Source organism: Dyadobacter sp. HNCC25DJ184, from assembly GCF_056895215.1.
On the sequence record NZ_JBXHAQ010000025.1, the window covers coordinates 1 to 26407 of the forward strand.

Here is a 26407-nt window from a genome sequence, read left to right on the forward strand (position 1 = left end):
GGCGACTCTGACGTTCTGCTTTCCGTCTGTAAATGTGCAAGATGAAGTGGATTCACTTTCTAAGTTCTTTAAGGTTGCAGTACCTGTGAAGCTCTCTAAATCAAAACTTTGATCCTGTGTCGTCGAAATGTATTGACCTAAAAAAAAAGTATAAGGCTTTGCAACATTAATTATTAGATATTTGACGACGCCAAGTACTTGACTTTCTATAACTTTATCTTTTTTAACATTTTTTACCTGTGGGTACAACGGTACATATACATAATTTAGCTTATCATTCTTATTTTCCCGAGTTGACTCATTCCATGCAGGGCTCCAAAAAACGGTTAACGAGTCGTTTAATACTTGATTAATTTTGGAGGCGTAGCCAGATTTATTAAAATAATTTTCTAGCTCTAAATTGCCATTTTCAAGAGGTGTTTCTGGTGTTACATCTTTTTTACAAGAAGTTGCAGAGAGGATGATTGCTACAATAATTGCTAAAACAGTGCTTTTCATTGACTTTTAAGTTAGGTTGAAAAAATAATTATTAAGCACTATGGATACTACATCGGCGCTATTGCCGAAATATTTATTGTTTATTTATAAAGACTAGACTGGTTTTTGTCGAAATAGTAACCGATGTACAATAAATTATTTGATCAATGAATTCATGAGTTTATATAGATTGATTTCTTTTTGCTCATAATGAGTGAGTTGTCGATTTGTTTGAATTAAGAAATTAATAAGCTCGCAACATGGGCCTGTGTCTTCACAGGACTGTCGCACTATATATTCCCCAGCCATTTGATTAGTTGAACAAAAGATCAATTACATACACAACAATCCGTTAATCGAGTGGTGGAATCGGACTTGTCGCCAGAAGTGTAACGTTTGACATCTGCTAAATTTTATGAGTCAGATAACGTTGAGTTTGGTATTTTGACGAATTATAGTGAGCGTTTTTAAATGGCGTTTTGCAGGGTGCATTTCAATTCTTCGCACCTAAAAAAATCGACAGAATTTTCTTCTGAGACTATGAGGCGGAAGAGTAGATATGGACTAAAATCTGGCAACCACAGTCTTGCGCGAAGCCGATTACTCGAAGTAAATCAAATATGTAGCTAACAAAATTTGGTCATTTTTTTCTTAACCGAAGTTTTGAAATGCACCCGTTTTGCACTAAGTCCTGTAAAGACAAAGGCCACGGTGGGCCGATGTCGCTAATAACTTCTCCAATGGTTTATATCCTTATTAACGGCTATTCCACTTTTACGTATTTTTCGTAGCAATATCAATCAGTTCCTCAATCATATGGGTGGTAGAATCTATTTCTTTTGCCTTTCTAAATAAGTCCTGTGCCTTTAGATATTCTCCTTTGTCAAGGTAGTAAATGCCCAAATTGCGGTAGCTATATGAATTGTTCTCATCGAGTTTGAATGAATGACTTATATTATCTAGCCCTTCCTCAAGTTTTCCAATTTTGATCCTGGCAAGTCCTCTATTGCTGTATGAATAAGCGAATGTTTTATCAATATCAATTACTTTATCAAAGTATGGAATCGCTTCTTCAAATTTATTTAGTAAGTTTAATGTTAAGCCCTTGTTGTACAAAGAGTATTTATTGTCTGGATCTAATTCTATTGATTTGTTGTAAAATTCTAATGCATCGTCGTGAAGGCCAAGTTGCGAGCAGGAAATGCCTGCTGTTGAAAAGTCTTCTGAATTCATTTTACCTTGATTATTGAATTTGTTGGATAATTATTTTACTTCAATATATTCTTTGATTTGCATATAGGAAATAATCGCTAACCTATAAATATTTTCATCTTTTACCCCTCTATTCAAAATGTCGCTAAAAGCAATAGCGGCTTCTGCAAAATCTTGTTGATTATATAATGTCTTAGCCTGTTCATACTCTTTTGAAAAGCTTTTGTAGGACAGCAACCGTCTTAATTGATAGCCGTCATTGTATGTCAATGTGCCATCATAAAGCTTTATTGGTGTTTTTCTTGGTATAAGGTTTATGAATAGGTCGGTAATTGCGGAAAATAGAAATACAATAAAAATGATTTTAAAAAAACCGTGCAAGTCATAAACAAGTGTGAAATAACAAGCAAATAAGGCAATTGCTAGTGATGTTAACGGTCCAGTCAGTGTGAAAATAATTTGTTGATTGATTGAGATTGATTTTTCTGAAGGAATGCAAAGACCATAAGTCCATGCAAATGGATTATTCGTAAACCAAAGGTCCAAAAGGCCAACCTTAAAATGTAAGTTATTCCTTGGGTCACCATAAGAGCCAATATAAATTGAAACTGTCTGTTTAGTAATTAGAATTGCCGGAATTGCATGACCAAGTTCATGAAATAAAACGATGAATGGTCTTATGAAAAGATAAAGTAAGATTAGAAAAAAGAGTATAATTGGAAAATTTACCATGGAGATGCAATTGTTTTGTTGTTGATTATTGCGCTGTCAGAATGTCGAAGTTGATAAATATAATAGAATGTTATTTGATAAGTTACCAACTATTGTTACCCAACTAAATAAAACTTTGAAATCATAATTGAACAACAAGTTGTCTCCAGCAATAGAATTGAAATTTGTAGTTTTGGAACTGCGAAATAAGCCTCTTCACCCAGAATAATCAACTCCTTTGCTGATGCCGAAGGAAACATCATCACATCTCCCTTCCCAATGGATTTTCCTTTGGAAATTTTTAATCAGATCACATTGGAGGAAAACGAGGGAGTTACCACATTAACGATTCAGGGACAGCCCGTTAACGCCACCGCAGCACAAATCGAGACTTATAATTCAATTAGGGATAACATGGAGCAAGGTTTTGGCGGGACATTTGATCAGTTAGCGTCTTATTTGGCGGAAGTCCAAAAATGATTGCTAATCGGGAACGGTAGGGCGTTTGGATATCTTTTATTTGACATTTCTTTGGACTGGCGGAAATAGTGCGATCAGCAAAATATCGGGCGGAAAGGTCTTAACTTTAAATAGTTTGAAAACGGATTCTTTTAAAATATGGATTATGAAACAATGCGGACGGTATCGAGCAAACCTAAGCCAGAATTTGTTGTTTAAATAGCACAAAGACAAGATTTATTTTTAACTTTCGAAAGGATCTGTTACTCAAACTCAATCATCTGAACTGACATGAAAACAAAACACTACGTTGCCTTACTGGTTATGTCAATCAGTCTATTGTCGATTGCAGCGCACAAGGCATTCAAAGCTGAGGATCTGATCGGTACCTGGAAATACCTGATCAGTGATGTGCCACCTGAATATGAATCGGGACTTTTGGTTTTCGAGCAAAAGGATAATAAGATGGTTGGGTACGTCGAGAGTGCTGAAAAGAATGAGATGAAGGATTTGACAGTTGATCAAGGTAAAGTCACTTTTACGACTGAAAACCAGAGCGGAGTGTTTAAATATAGCTTTGCCCAAACAGGCGATACGCTAACAGGAATGATCGGGTCTCAATATGGAGATTTTCCGATAAAAGCAGTCCGGCAGGCAAAAAATTAATTTTTTCAAATCTGCGTTGCTCCGCCAAACCGCCAGAGGGTATATCAAAAAAGCTTGCAGATCTTTGGAATGCAAGCTTTTTTGATTTTCCTCTCCGCGCATGCAGCTCACTGCAAAATGCTCATATATCCGCCCTGGCTATTGGCATACATACAGGCACCTTAGTCTTATCATATTTAAAGGTTAACTTTTTCGCAGGAACTTTGACAAATGCGTCGTCTCCTTCACGAATCTTGATAAACTGATTGGCAGCGATATGGCGGAACGTCTGCACTTTTCCACTGCCATTCCACTTGATTTCAAGTTCGTCTATCATCTGAGCCTGACCTAAACCTATTTCCCGCTTGAATGGCGAAGAGCCGAAACTTCCACCGGAGGTTACGTTTCGGTAAACGCTCCTGGTCTTTCCATTTTCGGTGAACGTTACTTTGAGTCGTGACCCCACGGCTGCTTTGTTTGATGTCACGCCTTCAAGGTCAATCGAAACCCAGTTGTTATCACCCTGACCAGGATTCATGAAAAACGAGTTCTGATAGGCATCACCAATATACGCGCCACCCATATCGATGTAAATGTCCTGATCACCGTCGTTGTCCATATCGGCAAAAGCTACTCCATGACCCTTTTGCAGGTTACCTACTTTGGCAGACGTTGTGACGTCACGGAAGCTCTTTCCATCGACATTCTTAAACATTTTGTTCGGAACCAGCGATTTATAACTCGGATTGCCGGTTCCAAGGAATAGGTCAAGATAGCCATCGTTATCAATATCTCCGAAATTACCTCCCATCGCGAAGGCTGTTTTGTCGAGTCCCATCGCTTTGGTGACATTGCTGAATGTACCGTCGTGGTTATTATGATAAAGAACAGGTTGTCCGTGGAATTCAGGCGATTGATTAAGTCGTTCAGCAGCAGCGTAGTAACTTAGATTATGATCCATTGTGTAATCGCCGCAAAGAATATCGAGCCAGCCGTCGTTGTCATACTCCCAAAACCAGGTAGAGAAACTACGGTTCTGGTCTCTGTCCAGTGTTGCTGATGCCGTCACATCTTCAAAACTCATTCCGGTGCCATTTCCTGCTTTTCCCATACCTTTGTTTTTCAACAAAAACCGGCGACCACTTAATGTTGAAATGAATATATCATTCCAGCCGTCGTTATCATAATCTGCTGAATTAACGCCTTTTACAAATGCCACGACGTCTGTGCCAGTTTGCTTTGCAACTTCTGTGAACGTTCCGTTTTTGTTATTCAGGTAAAGCTCGCAGGGATGGTAATTGGCGCCAATTGTTGTTTCGTTTCCAATAAAAACATCAAGCCATCCATCGTTGTTAAAGTCATTCCAGGTGGCAGTCTGGGTAGGGTGCATCGAAAGCAAACCGCTGTCAATAGTAACATCCGTGAAGGTACCGTCGCCGTTATTTCGCAGCAGGGAATTGGGCTGTTCACCAAACTGGCCATTCAGCCAAGCCCCGCGAAGAACAAAAATGTCTTTGAAGCCGTCGTTATTATAGTCCGTTTGAGTCATATGCAGCCCTCCGGTGAATTTGCTCAACCGCGATTGCTCCGATCTGTCAGTAAATGTCCCGTCACCATTGTTTTTGAAATAGTGCATGGGTTCGCTAAGGTCCCAGCCAGTCGTTGCAAGATCCGTAAATCCGTCGTTATCGAAGTCCTCGGTAATTACTCCACCGGCCATATTTTTAATATCCAGTTTCAAGTCAGGAGCAATATCCAGGAAAGGTTGGATGGCAAACGAATCAGGAGCGTCAATGGCCGGTACTAACATCGGCTTTGGCACACGGGCAGGATATTGGCCCAAAGTCATATAAGCGATGTTAAGGAGCCATAGATTTTCAAAGTCATTCGTTTTTTCGGACAAAAGTTCGGTGTAAACGGCCACGGCACCTTGCGAGCCCCGCATATTTCGATGTACGCCTCCGTCTTTAATCGGTAGAATGCAACCATCTACAGTATGGTTGTTGATACAATTGATCTGTTCTCCAAAACGCAGATAGGCAACGGCCATATCGTCGGCCACTTTCCGTAACACGCCTGGCAATCTTTCGAAAGAGCCAGGGTTGTTTGTGAGTTGTTTAAATATAACAATCGCATCTTCGGCCTTTCCCAGCTGCAAAAGCACATTGGCCTTGAAATGCATAACCCTGAATCGCTACGCCTCCTCGTCTTCCGGTATTGCTTTGAGCAAAGAATCGAGATATAGCAGCTGCGCTTCGGGGCAAAAGTTATTCTGATAGTTATAGGCCCTTTACTTACTCTCTTGTAGCAGAGAAAGCATCTTGTCCTCTGACGTCGGCTTCATGCGCAGGCATATAGCCAGCACACCCAAAAGCACGACGATAAACAATAAAAGTTTTCGCCTCATTTTCTTGATGTTACTGTGATTTTTTGAAAAATACACGATGACCTCCCCGCACAGTTTAGTGGCAGAAAGGGGTGTAAGGGGTAGGGGGATATTTCAAAAAATCACCTTTGGAGGCGGAGAAGCAACCAGCATATGCAGGGTTGGAAAAATCAAAAAGATACCTTTGAAACTGGTCCGGTGATCAAGCCAGTCCATTACAAAAAACCAGTGTTTTCTGTTAAAAGTGAGGTAATCTTTTAAAAAGTTTTTGAGTAGTTGTGGGGTTTTGCCCTTGCCATCCGTTACGTCTCCTTTTACATGCTTATCGACGTGGGAAACTAAATCCAGATAGCGGTCTTTTGCAGTGATATCAAGCTTACATTTAACGTACAACGTATCATTTTTCAGTTGTTGTTCTATGATCTGATAAAAGTCGTCGCCACGTCGCAAACGCCCCTCGGCGGGTTCTGCTACCTGCCAGTCGGTTTGGTATGGAATCATGATGGGGATTTTCAACATTAGAAAATCCTCTTTTTCGACGGCTTCCAGTGAAAAATGCCCGGTTTCACCAATCGACAAATACTCCTCTATCCAATATACAATGGGAAAACCCATGATATTGTAGAGTATCAGTCCTGACAAGAAAATGGCGAAGACCTTTTTCAACCTGATGCTTTTTAATCAAATGTAGGGCTTTTGTAGGTATTTTTTAATATTTAGTATGCTTATATTTCTATTTGGAATGTATAATCAGGCTGTCGAAACAAGGAGTGCGGGGAAGGAATTTTGTGAAAGTTTTGGAACGCTGTTGGATTTGCCTTAATGTCTCTTTCATATCTATTTGAGCAAATGGTATTGTGTATTAATATCCGACATTTGCCGAACTTTCAATGAGAAATATAGTATCTATACGTTGGTTTCGGAGGTGTTGAATTTTTTGCTTGATCTGACTCACGATGTTGTCACCTAAAAACAGAAGAATTATTGGCAGAATCATGCCATATGGTGTGATTTGGCTGATTTTTAGTTTCGTTTATACCTTTCTTGAAAGAGGACTGCTAGGCCCGATCAACTACTATCCCGGAACAGGCAATCCGTACAGTTTCAGGACTGCACTTTTAGCTACTCCCATCGCTGCCACGTTAACGGGTCTTTGCCTGGGTACGCTTGAAATTCTTATCATTAGCAAGTGGTTTAAAAAGACTAGTTTTGGCAAGAAGATTATCTATAAGTCCGCGATATATCTCACATTTATTTCAGTTTTTCTTATCCTTCTGGTTGCTTTCGGAGAATACTTAACTTTAGACAAAGGTTTTTTCAGTACGGAGCTTCGGGATATGGTGAAAGCGTTTCTATTTACCTATTCCTTCTTCAGTATTCTCCTTTTTATAGCTTCGATACTTGTTGTAAACCAGTTTTTCATTGAAGTGAGTGAGAAGGTTAGCTTAGGCGTTCTTCAAAATTTCTTTATTGGAAAATATCACAATCCAGTGGAGGAGGAGCGGATTTTTATGTTTTTGGACATGAAATCTTCAACGACGATCGCCGAACGTATGGGGCATATCCGGTACTTCGAGATGCTTAAAGATTACTATGCCGATTTATCCGATCCGATTTTGAATCATTCAGGAGAGATTTATCAATATGTTGGCGACGAAATCGTAGTGTCATGGAGCCTTAAAAACGGATTGCATGATAACAATTGCATCCGATGTTTTTTTGATATGAAGTCGGCAATAGAAACCCAGGAATCGAAATACAAAGAGAAGTTCGGAGTCGTACCTCAATTCAAAGCAGGCTTTCATTTTGGTAAAGTCACGACAGGCGAAATTGGCGTGATAAAAAAGGAAATAATTTTTACAGGAGACGTACTCAATACCACGGCCCGAATTCAGGAACTTTGCAATCATTTTAATGTAGACATACTAATCTCCTATAATTTAATTTCAAAACTGAATCTCGACTCAGATTATCAGGTCAAGTCGCTGAGTGATTTTGAGTTGCGTGGAAGAGATGAGAAAATCGAGCTGTTCACGATTTCCCGGTTATAACCACCAGCAATTAGCCCAGATCCGTTTTTACGTTTAGGTTAAATAATGGACGAGCCGTATCTGGTTTTTTGGTACCTAAGTGCACCTTTTATATCGGTGCCTGATGTGACTGGTATATACCCGCATGAACCTATCTTTTAAAGGCTGGCCATGGTGTAACTGACCCCATCAAACGTTTTCCAGATATACCTCTCGTTTTAAATTAAGCTTTTTGAAATAGGATGGAGTAAGACCTGTTATTTTCTTAAACTGGTTTGATAAATGTGCAACGCTGCTATAGTGCAGCCTGTACGCAATTTCTGTAAGATTGAGATCCTCGTTTAGCATCAATTCTTTCACCCTTTCAATCTTATGGCGGATGATATACTGCTGGATATTAATGCCTTTGACCGCGGCGAAGGTGTTGGCAAGGTAAGTATAGTCGTACCCGAGCTTCTCGCTGATATAGTTTGAATAGTTGGTATGAGGCAGTTCATCCGAATAATGTACCATTCCAATGATGACAGTTTTAATCTTTTCGATCAGAATATTTCTTTTGTCATCCAAAAGTTCAAGTCCCAATTGGCGGAGGTTTTTTTTGAGTTCATGATGTTGCTGGTGAGTAATATCACCAACTATCTCAGCCGATCCCAATTCCACAACACTGTAGTTTATCCGGAGTTTTTTCAGTTCCTGTTTCACCATCAATTTGCACCGCAAGCTGACCATGTTTTTGATATATAGTATCATTTGATGTATCTGAAGTGGGTTATACGGAAAATTTGTATTTCAATAATCGGGTATCCTCCAGCTGGCTATTACCTATCTGACAGGGAGGCATGCAAATTTCCGAGGTCGCAACACTGACCGCGTCTGCAATCATTACGATATACCACAACCATGCCAATGGTCAATTAATATCAGAGAGATTTGAATCAGCATGGTGAGCGGCGCAGGCTGATGAGGACGAGGTAGTGAAAATTAGTTTACGTTATGGGTAACGTGATATGTTAAATTAGTTTTTTCAAGCTTGCATTTTCCAGAAAGTTTCGGTTACGTTCATTTTTATACCTAGAAAGGAATCGTTACATAATCCTTCTTTTGCAGATAGTAGAATGCGAATCCCATATCGATCCTCATGGGAAATATGGGTTTAATTGAATAGCTTTTTCCATGATAGTGAAGCCATCATTGAAATAGCTTGCGCATATCAACATCACACTGTGCACATCAATGATATTGCGATCGCTGATATCCATGTTCCGTCGTTGGAGGCAGATGGCACAGCGAAAATTACAAAGTTGGTAAAGTCTTTTCTAACAGCCGATCGCAAGCTAAATATGTCGGTTGAACAGCGTTCCTTTGAGAGTGAAACACCGGGTTTGAAAGATGTTGTTGCTAACCCACCTCCGTTATTTTTATGGGTAACGCCGAGCCATTTCACCTTAGCTGGATGGTGCTCCGACAAGTGCTGCTACAGGTATTCAAAATCTGGATAAAGCACCGTGACCGAAGAGTCATGAAGGTATACCTAAGGTCCTCTTTCTCATTCCTCACTTAATAAAAATGAGGTGAAGTATTTCACATACTTCACCTCACAAAAACTTAATGTAGCTATCTAAAAAGATGTCTTGCAATATAAAATTTTATCACTATTCACCTGGCTTGACAGCATTATTAGCCTCCAGATCAGCTAATTTTTTCTCGTCTTTCTCTATACGTGACTCCAGAGATTTGATGTCATTCCTGAGGTCTTCCAGATCGCTGGCTGCCTTCCGGGCTCTTTTGGCATCTGCCCTCGCCGAACTGGCTGTCTTGTCTGCTTTTTTTGCCAGTTTACGATCTTGAGATTGCGTACCAAGAGCTTCCGCAGCTTCCTTGTTAGCATCGGCAGATTTCTGTGCATTTTCAGAGGTTTCCGAAACGGCTCTGGTTTTTGCCTCTAATTCGTTTTGAAGCTTCGCAAGTTCAATCTTATTGTCGTTGATCTCCTTGCTGACCTCCAGCATTTCTTTTTGCCCTTTTAACACCGAAATGGAATCCTTGGATACTTGGGCGAAGAGTGCATCTGATGCAAACAGAAAGCCTAGTGTGATGATTATGAGACGTGCTTTCATTATTGACTTTTTAATTGTTACTGGTAATACAAGTTCGGTCAAAGATGACCATAGTTATTCAATATCGCGAAGTTCAGTACGTTTTTTGAGTTGATTGTTACATATCTGAGCTTAATTGTTACATATTTCACACATTTTAGTGTAATCACCGCGAACCTCGCAGGCGACCGATAAACCGTAATGGTGTTCCAACAACTGCGCAGGCTTTGATCTATGTGGGGTAAACGCATCTTAAAATCCCATGACCCCTGTACTGATGGCAATAGCGAAAATGGAAGCGGCGATTCCGAGGATACCCAATACAATTCCGGTGATGGCCTGTTTTTTAGTTCGCTTAATATTGTCTTTTTCTGAAGCCGGATATCCTGTTTTTGTTAAACGATTTCTTTTGAACAAACTATCGATACCACTAATCACCGCAACTAGTCCGACAACAATACCAATGGCAAATATCCCGGCCTTGTCGTCGAATTTGCCATTCAAAGCCTGGGTCACACCAAAAATTCCGAAGAGAGCAGCGCCTGCACCGGTGCCAACGGAAACACCCGAAGCCGTCAATCCCGAAGGAGATATTCCATGAGTACTGTCAGGAATCGTATCGCGCACAAATATTGGAGAATCGGACGCGAACGCATTGGTAGAGAACGCCAAAATTAAGATCAGGATATGTTTCATCTGGAGCGATTGAGAGGTGAGAAGGAGCGACCTTAAGAATTCGCTTTTAAGATCGGGATCGAGCCTCTAAATGTAAAAAAAACTACAAGAAAAACAATCGGCACAAAAGGATCATGAATAATCTATGTCGGGCAATGACACAGAGGAATTCAAGAAAATAAGTGGGTGCCAGAATCCCTGATGATTTGACGCCCTCTTATTTCAGATATAAAGTTGTTGCTTTTCAACATACTCCAATATTATACAGAGACATGAGTCTTGACAGTGAGACTACCGTTTCTATATTTAATTTTTCCATTATTCGTCTTTTATAAGTATTTCCGGTTGAATACTGAATATGCAATTGAGAGCATATATCATTTAAAGTTATTCCTCTTTTAAGGAACATCGCTATTTCTAATTCTCGTGTAGAGAGTTGGGCAAACGGATTTGCAACTTTTTCTCTTTTTTGAGCGTGAGACACTACCTCTGCCAATGTTGGAGTGATATACGTCCGGCCGAATAATGTGGCCCTGATCGCTTCAACCAGTTCGCTGTTATCACAGTTTTTATTCAAAAACCCTTTTGCACCCATATTGAGACACCGAATTCCATAAAAGGATTCTTCATGCATGGTAAAAACGAGAATATTTGTGGCAGGAAAGGAAAAACACAGCCATTCCAAAGTTTTTATGGAGTCAGAATGGGGCATGTTCATATCCAGAATGATCAGATCATAACGGGTTTTGTTAACATGTTTTCTGATGGCCGCTTCACTATCGGCTTCGTCAATTCTATCCACATTCAGGTTTTTCAAAATAATATTTTTGACTGCCAATCTAACGATAGGGTGGTCATCGGCGAGAAGGATATTTTTCATATACTATGGATGGGTAAAGTTGTTTATCATATACTCAATAGGGCGATGTACAAGTGTGAACCCTCTGAGTTCGACTTTCGTACCTTCGCCGGGGCTGCTTTCAATAGTCACAGTGATGCCCATTAGTTTACTGAAATGAGCAATAAGTTTGTAACCATGACCACTGTTTGACTGTAAGCCGGGTAGAGTTAGTCGATTATCAATCAGCACTTGATTGATCTCAGATAATCGATCCGCGGGTATTCCAGTCCCTGAATCGATTATAGTGATCGTGCAATATTCGCGGTCTTGGTTAACGGATATTTTAATGAGGTTGTTGGAGCTATTTTTATTCGCGTTATCAATGATATTCCTGATAATTATCTTCACCAATTCTTTATTGGCCCTAACGTTCAGCTCTTGGTCGATATCTTTAAAATGAAATTTATTATTCCTGCCTTTAAATAGCTCGTCAAAAAATAATTCAATTTCATTAAGTGTTTTATGCAGATTTACGGATTCAAGGGGCAGCTTATAATCTTTGTCGATGGATTTTATCCAATTTGATAACTCAGTTACAAATATTAATGTTTCATGTATCGAATTTCTCAACGCTGTCGGGATAGAATCGATTTTGTCATAGTCTCTTGCTGAAATTAATTCATCCAAAGTTTTGGAACTGAGATGCAGGAATTTAAGAGGAGACTGGATATCGTGTGAGATTGTCGATAGCAAATCTTTCAAAAGCCTGTTATTTTCAAATAGCTGTTCCTTCGAATCTTCAACCTGCTGAACGGTGGTTTCAAATTCCGCGATCAATGCTTCCTGCTCCTTCTTCATATCTGCGAGATCTATCCTTAACTTATTGTTTTTGCCCCACAGGGTGTAACAATAGTATATCAGGTATGCTGCTATCGTTGCAAACAGTATAATCACATAATGGTCGGCCATCTTTTTTGCTCTAGCACTGAAGCGAGGAATGATTGGGGAATTAAACTGACCTACAGTTAATAAAAATCGAGCCTGGAGCAAAGCGCAATGAATTTTGCTTTTATTTAAGCCGTCGGTTCCCTTAAACCGGATACCAATGACACACTCACTATAGAAGCCTATTCAGGAATTTACTCCTTGAGAAGGCAAGTTGACAATGGCATGTAGTAGGCGTTGATATCAGGTCAGCGGTATTTTTACGGGTTGAATATGCTGATATACAGGCTATTGGTGTCATTATATTCTAGAACGAATATAATAATAAATGGGATATTCGAAGCAAAAAAATATTCAACTTTTATTTAACGGTAGCGGCTCAAAGAAAAGATTTGTACGTAACATAAATGGGGTACCAGTGGGGCGTTTTTTGGCCAGACATGTGAAAATGAAAAACGGGGCAGTGCAGAAACCTTTGATTCTGTACTGCCCCGTTCTCATTTTGATCGGCAATAATTTTAAATACTTAACAACTTAAAAGCTGAGGTTATCTAAGCAGTTCATCGAAGTTCAGGCTGATGTAGTACATGCCTCCCACCGCCGGTGAGCCATACGCCTGAACGATGTATTTATTGGTGAGGTTCGATGCGCCCAGTTTTACGATCGTTTTCAGACTCGGTATCTTATAGCTTATCTGCGCATCCAAAAGGCTGTAACCCGGGACTCTTCCCGGACGCATTTCGTTAAACGATCCATACCAGTCGAAGCTTTCCTGCCAGTGCCACGCTACACTGAATCCAAGGTTTTCGGTCAATGCGGGATTGCTAAACGTCAGGTTAGTTTTCCATCTTGGTGTGTTGAAAGCAGGAACGTTGTTCTTGTCTGCTTCCTGCAAATTAAAGTCGGCCCATGTGGTATTAAAGCCAACCCTGTATTTTTTAGGTAATGCATATTGAATCCCGGCACTAACGCCCTGCGTGCTCACTTTGTCAGTCGCGTTGGTATACAATTGAAACAGTTGGCGTGCAGGGCCCAGCAGTTCGCCGGCCGCTGCGGGATTTATTGTTCCATCCGGAAGCAGGATACTGGAGTTGGCCCTGGCAACCACAGTATTCATCAGGAAATTGGTGTATTCGCTGTAATAATAGTTAATATCAAAAAACAGGGTTTTACCCAACAAACCTTTATAACCCACCTCGAAACTTTTAACTTTTTCGGAGGTAATAGGCGGTACATTGGACTTTACCAGCAAATCCTTATTATTGAGCACCGCCTGAGGGAAAGGAGTGCCTTTCTGCAAATCAGCTCCTGCTGCTCCTGCAAACTGACCAAAAGAAGCGATGGTAACCGAGTTTTCATATGCATTTGTTCCTGCAACGTTGTCCGGCGCACCTCCCAAAATGATAATAGGGCCAACATTCAATTTAATATACTGGTCACTGATTGACGGATTACGGAAGCCTGTCTGATACGATGCACGGAAATGGTGGTTGTCGTTAGGGGAATAAACGGCTGAAGCACGTGGGGTAAAACTGCCGTCGAAATTTTCATTTTTATCATATCTTCCTGAAAGAGTAAGTTTCAACTTTTCATTCAGGATAGCTTTTGAAGCCTGTGCGAATATACCGTATTCGTGATTTGTGATTTTTTTGTCCTTATCATCAAATAGCGTACCCTCGGAATTCAGAAAATACTTTCTGTAATTACCTCCCACCTGCAGATTTAACACCTTTATCACGGGCGTCAGATCATATAACCCTTCGATATGGCGAAGGCTTGACTTACTAAGAATTCCGGCTCCGTCGAGGCCTGTTGTTTGAATCAACTTATCTTTTGCCTGGTTAAAAGATGAAGAACCGGGCAAAACTCTACCTATGTCAGCAAATGATCTGGCAGCATCATTATTACCTCCGGCAACTCCGCTGATCGTTCCTTTATAGGCGGCTGTATAACGCTGAAACCATGTTTCGTCGGCTAATTTTGGATCTACCACATTGCCGGCAAGATCCTGAACCCATGTCCGGTTAATCTGCTGTCCCAAAGCACGCGTGTTATAAGAGTTAGTCGAATTCTCATGAGTTGAATAGGCTCTGATATAAAAATTGCTGCCACGCAATTCCAGACGATGCTGAATTAGTTTAAAGTCGTTGATTACGAAACGGTTGCTGCCTGTGTACTGCGCTGTACCCTGGTTAAAATTTCCTTGATATATTGCTTCCAGTTTGTCAGTAATCCGATAGTGAAATGCTCCGTTTAGCTTTAGGCTATATACCCCATAGTTTGCCAAATCGATCTCCTTATACCCAGTTCTGGAAACACGACCGACATCTTCGATGGTCTGCGCAACTTCATCTCCATAGATATTGAGTGCATTTCTGGCCGGATTATTCGGACCCCGGTTCGCTTCGGGAGTATTGGCGTCAATGTCTGTATAATCGGTTGCATACCAATCAGTACCTTTCAGATAAGAAGCGTTGATTTTGAATGCAAAACGGTTTTTAAATGCCTTTGCATATCGCAGAGCAAGGTCATACACTGGTTTCGCGCCCGTTCCGTCATTGATATGGTTTACGCCGAATTTTGTCTGTACGCTCAATCCCTGATATTCAAATGGATTTTTGGTACGCATGGAAAGCATTCCGTTGAAAGCAACCGGGCCATATAATGCTGACGCTGCGCCGGGAATCAATTCTACACTTTCCACATCCAGATCGTGTGGTCCAAACAAGTTTCCCATTGCAAAACCAAGCCCTGCAGGCTGATTGTCCACTCCGTCAACCAATTGCAAAAAACGACCGCTCCCTGTACTGTTGAATCCTCTGGTATTGATCTGTTTGTAAGTCAGGCTGCTCGTAACCATGTCGAGGGATTTCATATTGACCAGCCCATCATAAAAATTGGCCGAGGGGGTCTGCCGAACTGCTCGCACATCCATTTTCTCAATACTTACCGGTGACCGCAGAATATTCTCCTCCACGCGGGAGGCTGATATGACCACTTGATTAAGCTCTTCCGTGGCCTGGCCGATCGATATATTGATAGCACCCGGGTTGTCGACTCGAACTTCCTGACGGGCATAGCCAACATATGAAATAATCAACGTCGCAGGAGTGGAGGTTTTTAATTCGAAGGCACCTTCGCTATTTGTTACTGTACCTGAGTTTCTGCCTTTTACAGAAATTGAAACGCCTGATAAAGCACGGTTCGATTGGGAATCTCTGATTGTTCCGCTCACCACACCGGTTTGCGCCACCGATATATTCGTGAGTAAAGAGCAAAACAGGGCAATAAAGAAAAATAGATTTTTTTTCATAGTATATTGAAAGATGAAATATCAATGTCTGGACAACGATGTTTACCTGAAACACCGGTAATGAGGGTTGACTCTATTCAGGCTATGCGCGGACAATTGCTATTTAATAGTAGCCGCTATCATCCCATGCAGATGCAAAGGATGCTATGTCCGTATTAAATTGCCGAAGTCAATCACAATCCTGAAGAAGTTAACAGGCTGGATTTGGGGGAGGAGAAAGAACGGTCTGGTACTGTTCCGGTAAAAGAGCGTTGGATTGGGGTATTTCAGATTGAACGGATTCAACCCATTCCAGCAGATAAAAAATATGTTTTCTGTCGGGAGACATATATTCTTTGAGGAAACTCTTCAGAACAGAAGACGGCACAGGTTTTTCAGAGTTCGAATGACCTGTCACCTGGTCGTTGATCTTTGCCGCCAGATCCATGAATCGATCTCTGGCATTCTGATCGAATTCACATTTAACATACAGGGTATCATTAACGAGTTGACGACTTTTCATCTGATAAAACTGCCCGTTATACTCAACCTTACCTTCTGCCGGTTCTGGCGCATCCCAACTGCTTTGATATGGAACCGCCACGGGAACTTTGATCGTGATATTTCCACCCCCTGCCTGTTGTTCCACAAAATCCTTGGCATGATTACCTATTGTGCTTCTATCCTCTAACAAGTAGACCACAGAGTAGCCGATCATATTGTAGAGGAGAAGTACAACTAATAATATGGATAAAATCCTGCGCAATGTTTAAATATTTAAATTTTGGACGAGGTTCATCAAAATTAGACAAAGCGCGGATATTATCCAGAATTTTTCCGAGGTATTTTAGGAAGAATGAATGAGAGAATGCGAAAATAAGTGGAGCAGCCGAGGTTGCGGATGAATGAGAGGCGGGCGATCGCTGAATGGTAACGGGATAGATTTGGCTGTATTTATAGCGTCAGGAATAAATTTGGCTACTTGGCTGGTACTTTCCCTTAGGTACGCTCAGTTTTTTCATTTGAACGTATAAATGCATACGTTTCTACTACCAAAGTTCGGTTTGGTTTAACAAGGTTCTCACATCGGAATTGGGCTCTGTTTACTGACGCGATGGCTTTCTCTCGCTTCTTCATGAAATATTAGCAATGGAAGTATTGCGGAAATTCTATTCCGCGCTTTTTTGCAAAATTGGCATCATATTACTTTTTGAAGTTCAAATGCGTTCCCTCGCTATTTTTTCTCATCCTTCTTCTCATCTTTTTTTTCGTCTTTATCTTTTGAAAAGATCTTCTGAAAAAAGTTCTTCTTTTCCTTTTTCTCAAGTTTAACCGATCCAATATTTATTTCGTTATCAATGGAAGGCTGAAGTGCCTGAATGAATGCGTTTTGAAGAATTGTGGTTATAGCTGCCCAAACATTGGTTTCTGGTTTATCCAGGTTGCCTTGAAAAGGAATTTTAGTTGCCAACTGATCCTTCTTCTGATTCTCAAAAACCTCTCCAACCGCTCCAACAACTCCTTCCCATGCTTTTTGAAAAATATTGTCTTTCCGATCCTCGTGGCCAAGTACGTCCAGATCTTTAATAATTGGTTTCACATAACCCGCAAACTTCTTGTCTTTCGCTGCAACTTCGGTATATAAACCGAACGTGCCTTTGTTTACATCCACTTTGGCATATGCTTTAAAAAAGTCGTTTAATTTCACCAGATTGGTATTTTTAAGCTCAGCGCTCATATCAAAAGTAGGGGAGTCAGCCAGTGGATTTGCCCTTGCATTGAAATTCAAAGTCCCCTCATAGACTGACGCTTCAGCATCCACTGTTGCAGGAAGCACAGTAGTGGAATCGTAGCTGTTTCGTAAGTTTTGAGCCAGAAGGTCGATTTGGTTCATTTCGATATCCACTTTGGGATGAGAGCTTTCATCAATATATTGAACTTTCCCGCGGTTGATCTCACAACGGTTGATGCTAAGCGGCATGAAATCGTCAAGTAATTTTTTCAGATCCGAAGAATCCTTTGCGACGTCCTTCGGTTCCACTTTATCTTTTGTAAATCTTATCATCGGGCTGTCGAGCACGACCTCACCAACGATCGAGCCTTTAAAAAGTGCTTTCCATTCAACAGAAAGGTCGATTTCCGAAGCTCTGAAGAATGGTGTCTGTTTTTGAGTAATTGAATCCTTTTTATCGAGGTATATGCTGTCGACTACATAGGCGCCCCGCAAAAGGGCAATGTCGATATCTTCCACATGCCCGTAATATCCCTTCATCGTCGCCAGATTTTTGTTGACCAAACGCAGTACGACGTATGGCAGTATCAATCGTGCAATGATCAGCAGAACGATCAGTCCTCCAAAAAACCAAAGCGTCTTTCTTTTTTTACTGGTATGGTTCCTTGTTTCCATCAGATATAGTGTTGTTTTTAATTCTCATTCTATTGTAAAACGGCGGGTTGGTTCTTCCAATACTTGATTTGAACGCTTTCAGAGCCCCGGGAAAATACTCCCTCATTGTCCCTGCTAATTGCATATAGTAAAAACTGTTCCCGAAATGAGGTGGTACAATTGTTGTTGGTTCGCTTCCGGCTGAGACCAGGTAGTTCTCGGCGTTCGGAATTACATAAACAAGAATTCAAATGGGACGCATCAAGTTTATCTTCTCTTTATTAAAAGAAAGTTTTTCAGAATTCATGGATGACAACGGCTTAAAACTAAGCGCCGCTCTTTCCTATTATACTATATTTTCACTGGCCCCCATGCTTTTGCTGATCATCTCAATTGTCAGTATTTTTTATGGACGGGAGGCATTTCAAGGCGAGCTTTTTGGGCAAATCAGCGGACTCGTCGGTAAGGAAGCGGCAACCCAGGTTCAGGAGTTGATCAAAAACGCGGCGATAACGAACAAGTCGAACATGGCAGCAGCAATAGGAGTAATAACCTTGTTGATTGGTGCCACGGGAGTGTTTGCCGAGATTCAGGATTCGATTAACTATATCTGGTCTATCAAGTCCAAGCCTCAGAAAAGCTGGCTTCGGTACCTCAAAAACAGATTGTTGTCTTTTTCAATTATAGTAACGCTGGGCTTCTTGCTGATCGTATCTTTAGGTATCAATGCGATGGTAGATGTTTTGAGCGGGCGACTTGAACGCTACTTTTCCGAGGTATCAGTAATTATTTTCAGCGGACTGAATATCGCATTGGTTCTCGTCATCATAGCGGCACTTTTCACCGTGATTTTCAAAATTCTTCCCGATGGACATTTAAGATGGAAGGAATGTATGGTCGGTGCCACGTTTACCTCTATCATGTTTGCGATTGGTAAATTTGTCATCAGTTTTTATTTAGGGCAATCAAATCTTGGTGCAGCATATGGCACTTCTGCGTCTATTGTCATCTTGTTAACATGGATATATTATTCCTCCATTATCCTGTATTTCGGGGCAGAATTTACCAAGGTATATGCGAAACTAGATGGGGTATCCATTGCTCCAAACGAACACGCTGTGCTGATGGTAAGGAAAGAAATCGAGAAGGAGGCGCCTGTGGTAGCCAAAAACGAACAACGGAAAAGGGATTTTACAAGAGTGCCAGAGGGTGTCACTCATTTTTTTAAAGATTTGATCAACAACGGAGTTCAGAAGGTAAAAGAAGATATTGAGGTGGTGTTGCTAAAACTTTTCACGCCGGCCACCTATTATATTATCGCAGGAGTAATGGCAGTGGTCCTGTTGAACGTTCTTATCTTTTTCCTAGCTCAATTTTTAAACGGAATTATTGGGAATGAGTACCTTGGTTTTATTATTGTTTTAGCTATAGCGGTTATCCTGGGTGTCATTATGTGGAAGTATAAAAAAGGAGTATCAGAGATAATCCGCAGAACATTAATCAAATTGGCGAAGGACTGAGGAACCACGTTTCGATCATGGAGCGAACTATTTTCTTAAATTGGGTCTGGTACGATATTTAATGAAAAGGAGCTGAATAACAACAATGCCTGAACAATATGGCTAATAAATTGAATGAGATGTTTGACAAGATCGCATCTAAAATTACAACTTGGACCGGCAGCTCCCTGGCTTTTTTAACAGCTTTCGCAGTGGTTGTTATGTGGGCAGCAACAGGGCCCGTTTTTGGATACTCCGAGACCTGGCAGCTCGTTATTAACACCGGCACCACGATCGTGACATTTCTGATGGTGTTTATCATTCAAAAGTCGCAAAATAAGGATTCCAAGGCTATTCAGCTAAAACTAAATGAGCTGATCGCTGCCAGTAGATACGCCAGTAACCGCATGGTCGATATAGAAGATTTGACAGAAGAAGAACTGGATGTACTTCACAAATTCTATCAAAAACTATCCGATGAGGCAGAAGACGATCAGGACATCCATAACTCACATTCTATTGATGACGCAGAGGAGTTGCAGAAGAAAAAGGCAGGTGCTCACATAAAGAAATGAGCGTTGATTCGCAAAAATATAAACTCACGGATCATAGATGATCTTTAGAAATATACGGGTCTGATAGATGACCTGTCTGCATCTTTATGCGACAGGCTATTTTTCGTCAATCGGGACTGATATTTGTAAAAATCAAATCGGTATCCTAAACCCGAAAAGCCATCGGCGACAAGGTGGTTTGCTTTCTGAAGAAATTGGAAAAGTGCGCCACTTCTTCAAAACCCAGTGAATAGGCTATTTCGGAGATATTCCAGTCAGTCTGTTTTAGGAGGATTTTAGCCTCTTTCAGGATCCGGCTGCTAATTAAGTCAGTTGTGGTTTTGCCTGTGCTCTCCTTTAGGACTTTGTTCAAATGGTTGACATGAACGGCAAGTCGATCTGCGTAGTCCTTCGCCGTTCTGAATTTGAGTTTTTGCTGCGGAGACTCGATCGGGAATTGACGTTCCAGAAGCTCAACAAACAAGGAAGATACCCGAGCGGCCGCATTATGGGTAGGATACAATGCTGTGGCAGGTTGCAATTTTTGTCCATAATGAATAAGCTCCAGCACGTAGTTTCGCAACAGATCATACTTGAAGATATAGTCGGAAGCCATTTCTTTATGCATTTTAATGAATATAGACCGTATTTCCGCGGAGTCTTCTTCCGTTATCAGAAAGATAGGATATCCCCCTGAACGGAAAATGGGCAGGTCTTCCAGATTGACGCCGCTTTTGGATTGGACCAGAAACTCATCCGTGAAAATACAAAAGTGCCCCGACTGGTTCTGGTCATATGGTAGCCAATTGTAGGGGATCTTCGGTGTTGCAAATAACAAGCCGTTGTTCTCAATCTCGATCACCTTATCGGCATATTCAGCCCTGTTCCTACCTGTGATCAAACTGATTTTATAGTATGACCGGCGATTGTATGGCATAACGGGTTTTCCATTTCCCTTGCTGACTAGTTCGGCCAGATCAAAAACATTGAAGTGACCAATTTCTTTACTGATACCTGCGGGCAGTAGTTCAGAAGTTTCTTTATAAAAGTCGTTTACGGTTGTGGTCTTCATCGTTTCGATGGTTTGCAAAATTCAAATATATAGAGCAAGTAAGGCGTTTTAAACCTCGGTGCCTGATTTGTTCACCGAATGTAATGGATAAGTATGGTTATGCTGCAGGATCCGTCTTCAACGAGAATTTCTAAGATTTATAACGCCTTAAAATTCAGATAATTGCAGTAAATTTCTTATTGATAAAATGATTTAAACATTTGATTAAATTATTTGGTTAACTCAAAAATTTATTTTTACATTTGGCAAAATATTTGACGAATTATGACTTCAGAAGGACCAGGAGAAGAGCTGGATTACTCCACCGAGGCGAGAATCAAAAACGCTGCACGGTTGGTTTTTCATAAAAAAGGTTTTGCAGCAACAAGAACGAGAGATATAGCAGAGGAGGCAGGGATCAACCTGGCACTTTTGAATTACTACTTTCGAAGCAAACAAAAGCTGTTTGATTTGATCATGCTGGAAACAATGCAAATGTTTTTGATTTCGATTGGCCGGGCGTTTAATGAGCAGGATACAACACTAGAGCAGAAAATTGAAAAAGCAACTGAGGGGTATATCGACCTGCTGGTGGTGGAGCCGCAGATCGCCTTGTTTATAATGAGTGAGTTGAGAAACAAACCCGCAGAATTGTTTAAAGCTCTGAATATAAAAGGATTAATTCTCAATTCTTTTTTCGCAAAACAGTTTGACGAAGCAGTTGCTGACGGCCGGATTGCAGAGCCGAATATGCTCCATTTTATCATGAACTTTATCGGATTGACTGTCTTTCCTTTTATAGGGAGTCCGATGCTCAAAATGATGGGTGGCGTTGATGATGATCAATTTAATACAATGATGCAGGCCCGGAAGAAGATGATTCCGGTTTGGATGAAAGCCATCATGGTAGTAAAGTGATTTTTTTTTGCACCGAGTTTAAACAAATGATTAAAACCGATACGAGGTAAGATGGTTACAAGAAGAGCCGAAATTATTTCAATGGCAGGTATATTGCTGCTTATCAGCAAATTGTGCCTTGCGCAAAATGGGTATTCCTTGACTGTGGACAGCTGCTATTCATTGGCGCAACGTAATTACCCGTTGGTTAAACAATATGCGCTGATTGAAAAGTCAAAGGAATACTCTCTGGATAACGCTTCCAAAGGAACGCTTCCTCAGTTCAATATTGCCGGTCAGGCCACCTATCAATCGGCAGTGACCAAGGTCCCGATCGATATACCCAATGTGCATATCGCCAATATTAGTAAGGATCAGTATAAGTTATATGGCGAAGTAAGTCAGCCGATTACAGATCTCCTGACTGTGAAAGATCAGAAGCTGGTGATTGCTTCTAATGCTGCAGCAGAAGGTCAAAAGATTGAGGTTGAGTTATTTAAATTAAAGGAACGAATCAATCAGCTTTTCTTCGGAGTGCTTTTGCTAGACGCCCAAATTCAGCAGAATGAGTTGCTGAAAAGGGATATTTTGACCGGAATTGATAAAACGAATTCAGCAATCGCAAATGGTATTGCGCTCCGCAGCAGTGCGGATATTTTGAAAGCTGAATTGTTGAAGGCAAACCAGCGGACCATCGAGATGAAAGCGACCCGGAAAGGATATACCGATATGCTTTCGTTGTTTATTAATCGATCCGTAGACGAAACCGTAGTTTTTGAAAAGCCTTCGATGCTAACTCTTACTAATGAAATCAATCGACCGGAGCTTAAACTTTATGATTTACAGAAAACGATTTTTGATGCTCAGGATAAGCTTATTACCGCCAGAAACCTTCCGCGATTTAGCCTTTTTTTTCAGGGTGGTGTAGGTCGTCCGGCACTGAATATGCTGAGCAACGATTTGACAGGATATTATATAGGAGGACTGCGACTGAACTGGAATTTGTCTGGTTTTTATACAGCAGAAAAAGAGCGGGAAATTCTGTTGATCAACAAAAATCTGCTTGACGTGCAACGACAAACGTTCATTTTTAATACCAGCTTGACAATGAAGCAACAAACATCGGAGGTTGTGAAACTGCAGGAATTGATTCAGACGGATTCGGATATCATTGATCTTAGGGAACGGATAAAAAATACCGCGAAAGGCCAGCTCGAATTCGGAACTGCGACCACCAACGACTATCTGACCTATATCAATGCTGAGGACCTGGCGCGGCAAAATCGGGTACTCCATGAATTGCAACTTTTGATGGCGATGTACAACTATCAAACGACGGCGGGCAACTAGGAGCGTCGTGCGGGTAACTTTAATGGTCGGGAGTTGTCAGGAGCGGGGCATTTTTTGTGCTTATTCAAGAGAATGATATGGTCTGGTTTTGTCGGGAAGCGAACCTTTCTTGATGTTTATTAAGGGTTTGGTATTCAACTGTTTAATCTTGGCTTCTTCCAGCCTTCGTAGCAAAATAATCTTAATCAAAAGCGGAAAACAATGAAAAGTTTTAATTCAGCATTGGCGGCGTCGTTCATATTACTCAGCATCATTTCCTGTAAAAAGAAAAAAGCCGATTTTGATGCATCGGGTGCCTTTGAGGCGGAAGAGACCATTATTTCTTCCGAGGCGACAGGTACTCTGAAACAGTTTAATCTGGAAGAGGGGCAGGTCTTGAAATCAGGACAGATGGTGGGATACATCGATAGTGTTCAGCTTTTTTTAAAGAAGAAGCAGCTGGAGTTACAGGCTGAAGCGATGCTGGGGAAGCGTCCTGACGTCCCGGTTCAGCTGGCATCTTTGCAAGAACAACTCAAGACTGCAGAGAAGGAGAAAATTCGATTCACGAATTTGGTAAAAGCAGATGCTGCAACACCTAAACAGCTGGATGACATTTCGGCGCAAGTCGATCTTCTTAAAACGCAGATTTCGGCGCAGAAGTCGGCATTGGAAATTTCGTCGGGTGGCTTTAGCAAAGACGCTGCGCCATTTTATGCTCAAATTGACCAGCTCGACGATCAATTGGAAAAGTGCAAAATTATCAACCCGATCAATGGGACGGTGCTGACGAAATATACTGAACAGAATGAAATGACTTCTCCGGGGAAACCGCTGTATAAAATTGCAGATTTGTCCACCATAGTTTTACGTGCATATATAACTGGTGATCAGCTTTCTGGGGTTAGGTTGGGGCAAAAAGTAAGCGTGTTAACGGACGATGGGAAAGGCGGTATGCGTGAAGCAGAAGGAATCGTATCGTGGATCAATGATAAGGCTGAATTTACCCCCAAAACGATTCAGACCAAAGAAGAGCGGGCCAACATGGTATATGCCGTGAAGGTGAAGGTGAAAAACGACGGTATTTACAAGATCGGGATGTATGGCGAGATAAAATTCCATTGATATGACGGACGTGGTTTTAAGTAATATCGTCAAAACCTATAATAAAGGAGAAATCCGAGCAGTTGATGACGTTTCATTTTCGGTGGAAAAAGGCGAATTATTCGGTCTGATCGGGCCTGATGGTGCGGGAAAAACATCCATATTCCGTATGCTGACAACTTTACTTCTACCCGACAGCGGGTCAGCGTCGGTTACGGGCCTGGACATTGTGAAAGATTTTAAAACCATTAGGCGACATGTCGGCTATATGCCAGGAAGGTTCTCACTATATCAGGACCTGACTGTTGAGGAAAATCTCAACTTTTTTGCGACCATATTCGATACCAGTATTCAGGAAAATTACGATCTGATCAAAGAAATATATGTTCAGATCGAGCCTTTCAAAACCAGACGAGCGGGGAAATTATCAGGCGGAATGAAACAAAAACTGGCACTCTGCTGCGCCTTGATACACCGACCAAAAGTGCTATTTCTGGACGAACCAACCACTGGCGTAGATACCGTTTCGAGGAAGGAATTTTGGGAAATGTTGAAGCGATTGAAAGAACAGGGAATCACGATTTTAGTCTCAACGCCCTATATGGACGAGGCGACATTGTGCGAACGAATTGCTTTGATCCAAAATGGAAAGGTTATGTCGATCGATACGCCGGCTCATATCATCGGGCAATATCCAAAAAATCTTTATGCGATCAAGGCTCAGAAAATGAGCAAGTTATTAGTTGATTTGAGAAGTTCTGAAGAAGTAGAAACCTGTCAGGCATTCGGTGAATTCCATCATATCACTTTTAAAAATGACGATGAGTCAGCTAAGGACCAACTTAAGCAATATTTGACATCAAAGGGAAATATAGGAATAGAGATGAACTCAACAACACCGACGATTGAGGATTGCTTTATGCAACTGATGAGTGAATGAGCGAATGTTGGCAGGGCGGCGGCTTCCTCAAGAGCAGGCTGATCGCAAAATGCCGGTATACCTTGAATCTCTCAATTGCGCCGAACCATCGAGAGCCACTAAAAACTAATACCTAAACACTAACAGCTAAAAAATGTCAGAAATCGTTATACAAACCGACAAACTCACCAAACGTTTTGGCGATTTTGTTGCGACCAATGAGATCACTTTTGACGTTTATAAGGGTGAGATTTTCGGGTTTTTAGGTGCTAATGGTGCAGGGAAAACCACGGCAATGCGGATGCTTTGCGGTCTTTCGCGGCCATCGTCCGGTTCTGCGAAAATCGCAGGTTTTGACATTTACAAAGAAACTGAGGATATCAAACGCAGTATCGGGTATATGAGCCAGAAATTTTCATTATATGAAGATTTGACGATCCTTGAGAATATCAGATTTTTTGGTGGGATATACGGTTTGAGCAACAAGGATATTAAAGAGAAAAGTGCTCAACTGGTTGATAAATTAGGGCTTGGTAAAGAAGAAAAGAAATTAGTGGGTGCACTTCCACTGGGTTGGAAGCAAAAGCTTGCTTTTTCTGTGGCGATATTTCACGAGCCTAAAATTGTATTTCTTGATGAGCCGACCGGTGGTGTGGATCCTCTCACGAGACGACAATTTTGGGATATGATTTATGAAGCTGCCGACAGAGGAATCACCATTTTCGTAACTACTCATTATATGGACGAAGCAGAATATTGCAACCGGATTTCGATGATGGTCGACGGGGTGATGAAGGCCTTGGACACGCCGGTGAATCTAAAAAAACAATATGGTGCCAGGTCGATGGATGAGGTATTTTATGAATTGGCTCGAGGTGCAAAACGAACAGCAGACTGAT

The 26407-nt window shown here is 41.2% G+C and carries 25 protein-coding genes; 11 read left to right on the top strand and 14 right to left on the bottom strand.

The genetic code is table 11. The features are described from left to right. The 3 genes from AC1XUD_RS25515 to AC1XUD_RS25525 form a co-directional block, all read right to left on the bottom strand. Positions 1 to 498, bottom strand: a 498-nt coding sequence (locus AC1XUD_RS25515) for a hypothetical protein (protein WP_483363879.1), incomplete at its 3' end; no start/stop codon positions are given. Between the two features lie 753 nt (positions 499 to 1251). Then, the gene (locus AC1XUD_RS25520) at positions 1252 to 1710 is read right to left on the bottom strand and encodes a tetratricopeptide repeat protein (protein ID WP_483363880.1); all 459 of its coding nucleotides are present in this window, start codon (positions 1708 to 1710) and stop codon (positions 1252 to 1254) included. Between the two features lie 30 nt (positions 1711 to 1740). Further along, positions 1741 to 2421: a hypothetical protein gene (locus AC1XUD_RS25525; protein WP_483363881.1), complete on the bottom strand. Its 681-nt coding sequence runs from the start codon at positions 2419 to 2421 to the stop codon at positions 1741 to 1743. 258 nt (positions 2422 to 2679) lie between these two features. On the opposite strand from AC1XUD_RS25525, the gene AC1XUD_RS25530 reads away from it, so the two are divergent. Then, positions 2680 to 2880, top strand: a complete 201-nt coding sequence (locus tag AC1XUD_RS25530) for an SRPBCC family protein (protein ID WP_483363882.1) — start codon at positions 2680 to 2682, stop codon at positions 2878 to 2880. 270 nt (positions 2881 to 3150) lie between these two features. Continuing rightward, positions 3151 to 3525 carry a hypothetical protein gene (locus tag AC1XUD_RS25535; protein WP_483363883.1) on the top strand — a complete coding sequence of 125 codons (375 nt, stop codon included), beginning with the start codon at positions 3151 to 3153 and terminating at the stop codon, positions 3523 to 3525. Between the two features lie 121 nt (positions 3526 to 3646). Here AC1XUD_RS25535 and AC1XUD_RS25540 read toward each other — a convergent pair whose 3' ends face one another. After that, positions 3647 to 5686, bottom strand: coding sequence for a CRTAC1 family protein (locus AC1XUD_RS25540; protein WP_483363884.1), 2040 nt, complete (start codon positions 5684 to 5686; stop codon positions 3647 to 3649). 318 nt (positions 5687 to 6004) lie between these two features. Beyond that, positions 6005 to 6556, bottom strand: coding sequence for a hypothetical protein (locus AC1XUD_RS25545; protein ID WP_483363885.1), 552 nt, complete (start codon positions 6554 to 6556; stop codon positions 6005 to 6007). A gap of 290 nt (positions 6557 to 6846) precedes the next feature. On the opposite strand from AC1XUD_RS25545, the gene AC1XUD_RS25550 reads away from it, so the two are divergent. Continuing rightward, complete coding sequence (locus AC1XUD_RS25550; protein WP_483363886.1) at positions 6847 to 7941, top strand: adenylate/guanylate cyclase domain-containing protein; 1095 nt, start codon at positions 6847 to 6849, stop codon at positions 7939 to 7941. 168 nt (positions 7942 to 8109) lie between these two features. Here the strand turns inward: AC1XUD_RS25550 and AC1XUD_RS25555 are convergent, their stop codons facing one another. Next, positions 8110 to 8670: a helix-turn-helix domain-containing protein gene (locus AC1XUD_RS25555; RefSeq protein WP_483363887.1), complete on the bottom strand. Its 561-nt coding sequence runs from the start codon at positions 8668 to 8670 to the stop codon at positions 8110 to 8112. A 473-nt stretch (positions 8671 to 9143) separates the two neighbouring features. On the opposite strand from AC1XUD_RS25555, the gene AC1XUD_RS25560 reads away from it, so the two are divergent. After that, positions 9144 to 9419: a hypothetical protein gene (locus tag AC1XUD_RS25560; protein WP_483363888.1), complete on the top strand. Its 276-nt coding sequence runs from the start codon at positions 9144 to 9146 to the stop codon at positions 9417 to 9419. Positions 9420 to 9572: 153 nt separating this feature from the next. On the opposite strand, the gene AC1XUD_RS25565 is transcribed toward AC1XUD_RS25560, so the two are convergent. The 7 genes from AC1XUD_RS25565 to AC1XUD_RS25595 all read right to left on the bottom strand — a co-directional run bounded on the left by AC1XUD_RS25565 (position 9573) and on the right by AC1XUD_RS25595 (position 18176). Beyond that, positions 9573 to 10037, bottom strand: a complete 465-nt coding sequence (locus AC1XUD_RS25565) for a hypothetical protein (RefSeq protein WP_483363889.1) — start codon at positions 10035 to 10037, stop codon at positions 9573 to 9575. 231 nt (positions 10038 to 10268) lie between these two features. Next, positions 10269 to 10712, bottom strand: a complete 444-nt coding sequence (locus AC1XUD_RS25570; protein WP_483363890.1) for a hypothetical protein — start codon at positions 10710 to 10712, stop codon at positions 10269 to 10271. 223 nt (positions 10713 to 10935) lie between these two features. After that, positions 10936 to 11571, bottom strand: a complete 636-nt coding sequence (locus AC1XUD_RS25575) for a response regulator (RefSeq protein ID WP_483363891.1) — start codon at positions 11569 to 11571, stop codon at positions 10936 to 10938. A 3-nt stretch (positions 11572 to 11574) separates the two neighbouring features. Beyond that, positions 11575 to 12501 carry a sensor histidine kinase gene (locus tag AC1XUD_RS25580; RefSeq protein WP_483363892.1) on the bottom strand — a complete coding sequence of 309 codons (927 nt, stop codon included), beginning with the start codon at positions 12499 to 12501 and terminating at the stop codon, positions 11575 to 11577. Between the two features lie 523 nt (positions 12502 to 13024). Next, positions 13025 to 15790 carry a TonB-dependent receptor gene (locus tag AC1XUD_RS25585; protein ID WP_483363893.1) on the bottom strand — a complete coding sequence of 922 codons (2766 nt, stop codon included), beginning with the start codon at positions 15788 to 15790 and terminating at the stop codon, positions 13025 to 13027. 190 nt (positions 15791 to 15980) lie between these two features. Next, complete coding sequence (locus tag AC1XUD_RS25590) at positions 15981 to 16535, bottom strand: hypothetical protein (RefSeq protein WP_483363894.1); 555 nt, start codon at positions 16533 to 16535, stop codon at positions 15981 to 15983. 468 nt (positions 16536 to 17003) lie between these two features. After that, positions 17004 to 18176 carry a DUF748 domain-containing protein gene (locus AC1XUD_RS25595; RefSeq protein ID WP_483363895.1) on the bottom strand — a complete coding sequence of 391 codons (1173 nt, stop codon included), beginning with the start codon at positions 18174 to 18176 and terminating at the stop codon, positions 17004 to 17006. Positions 18177 to 18406: 230 nt separating this feature from the next. On the opposite strand from AC1XUD_RS25595, the gene AC1XUD_RS25600 reads away from it, so the two are divergent. After that, on the top strand, positions 18407 to 19675 hold the full coding sequence (locus tag AC1XUD_RS25600; protein ID WP_483363896.1) for a YihY/virulence factor BrkB family protein: 1269 nt from the start codon (positions 18407 to 18409) through the stop codon (positions 19673 to 19675). 98 nt (positions 19676 to 19773) lie between these two features. Further along, positions 19774 to 20229 (top strand): low affinity iron permease family protein, encoded by a 456-nt coding sequence (locus tag AC1XUD_RS25605; RefSeq protein WP_483363897.1) that lies wholly within the window; start codon positions 19774 to 19776, stop codon positions 20227 to 20229. Positions 20230 to 20374: 145 nt separating this feature from the next. On the opposite strand, the gene AC1XUD_RS25610 is transcribed toward AC1XUD_RS25605, so the two are convergent. Then, the gene (locus AC1XUD_RS25610; RefSeq protein WP_483363898.1) at positions 20375 to 21280 is read right to left on the bottom strand and encodes a helix-turn-helix domain-containing protein; all 906 of its coding nucleotides are present in this window, start codon (positions 21278 to 21280) and stop codon (positions 20375 to 20377) included. Positions 21281 to 21544: 264 nt separating this feature from the next. Here AC1XUD_RS25610 and AC1XUD_RS25615 point away from each other — a divergent pair, with 264 nt between their 5' ends. The 5 genes from AC1XUD_RS25615 (at position 21545) to AC1XUD_RS25635 (ending at position 26406) form a co-directional block, all read left to right on the top strand. Beyond that, positions 21545 to 22177 carry a TetR/AcrR family transcriptional regulator gene (locus tag AC1XUD_RS25615; protein ID WP_483363899.1) on the top strand — a complete coding sequence of 211 codons (633 nt, stop codon included), beginning with the start codon at positions 21545 to 21547 and terminating at the stop codon, positions 22175 to 22177. A 51-nt stretch (positions 22178 to 22228) separates the two neighbouring features. After that, entirely contained in the window at positions 22229 to 23506 is a 1278-nt protein-coding gene (locus tag AC1XUD_RS25620; protein ID WP_483363900.1) for a TolC family protein, read from the top strand. Positions 23507 to 23707: 201 nt separating this feature from the next. Next, positions 23708 to 24610: an HlyD family secretion protein gene (locus AC1XUD_RS25625; RefSeq protein ID WP_483363901.1), complete on the top strand. Its 903-nt coding sequence runs from the start codon at positions 23708 to 23710 to the stop codon at positions 24608 to 24610. Between the two features lies 1 nt (position 24611). Beyond that, complete coding sequence (locus AC1XUD_RS25630) at positions 24612 to 25529, top strand: ABC transporter ATP-binding protein (RefSeq protein WP_483363902.1); 918 nt, start codon at positions 24612 to 24614, stop codon at positions 25527 to 25529. Between the two features lie 133 nt (positions 25530 to 25662). Beyond that, entirely contained in the window at positions 25663 to 26406 is a 744-nt protein-coding gene (locus tag AC1XUD_RS25635) for an ABC transporter ATP-binding protein (RefSeq protein ID WP_483363903.1), read from the top strand. The last annotated feature ends 1 nt before the right edge of the window (position 26407 follow it).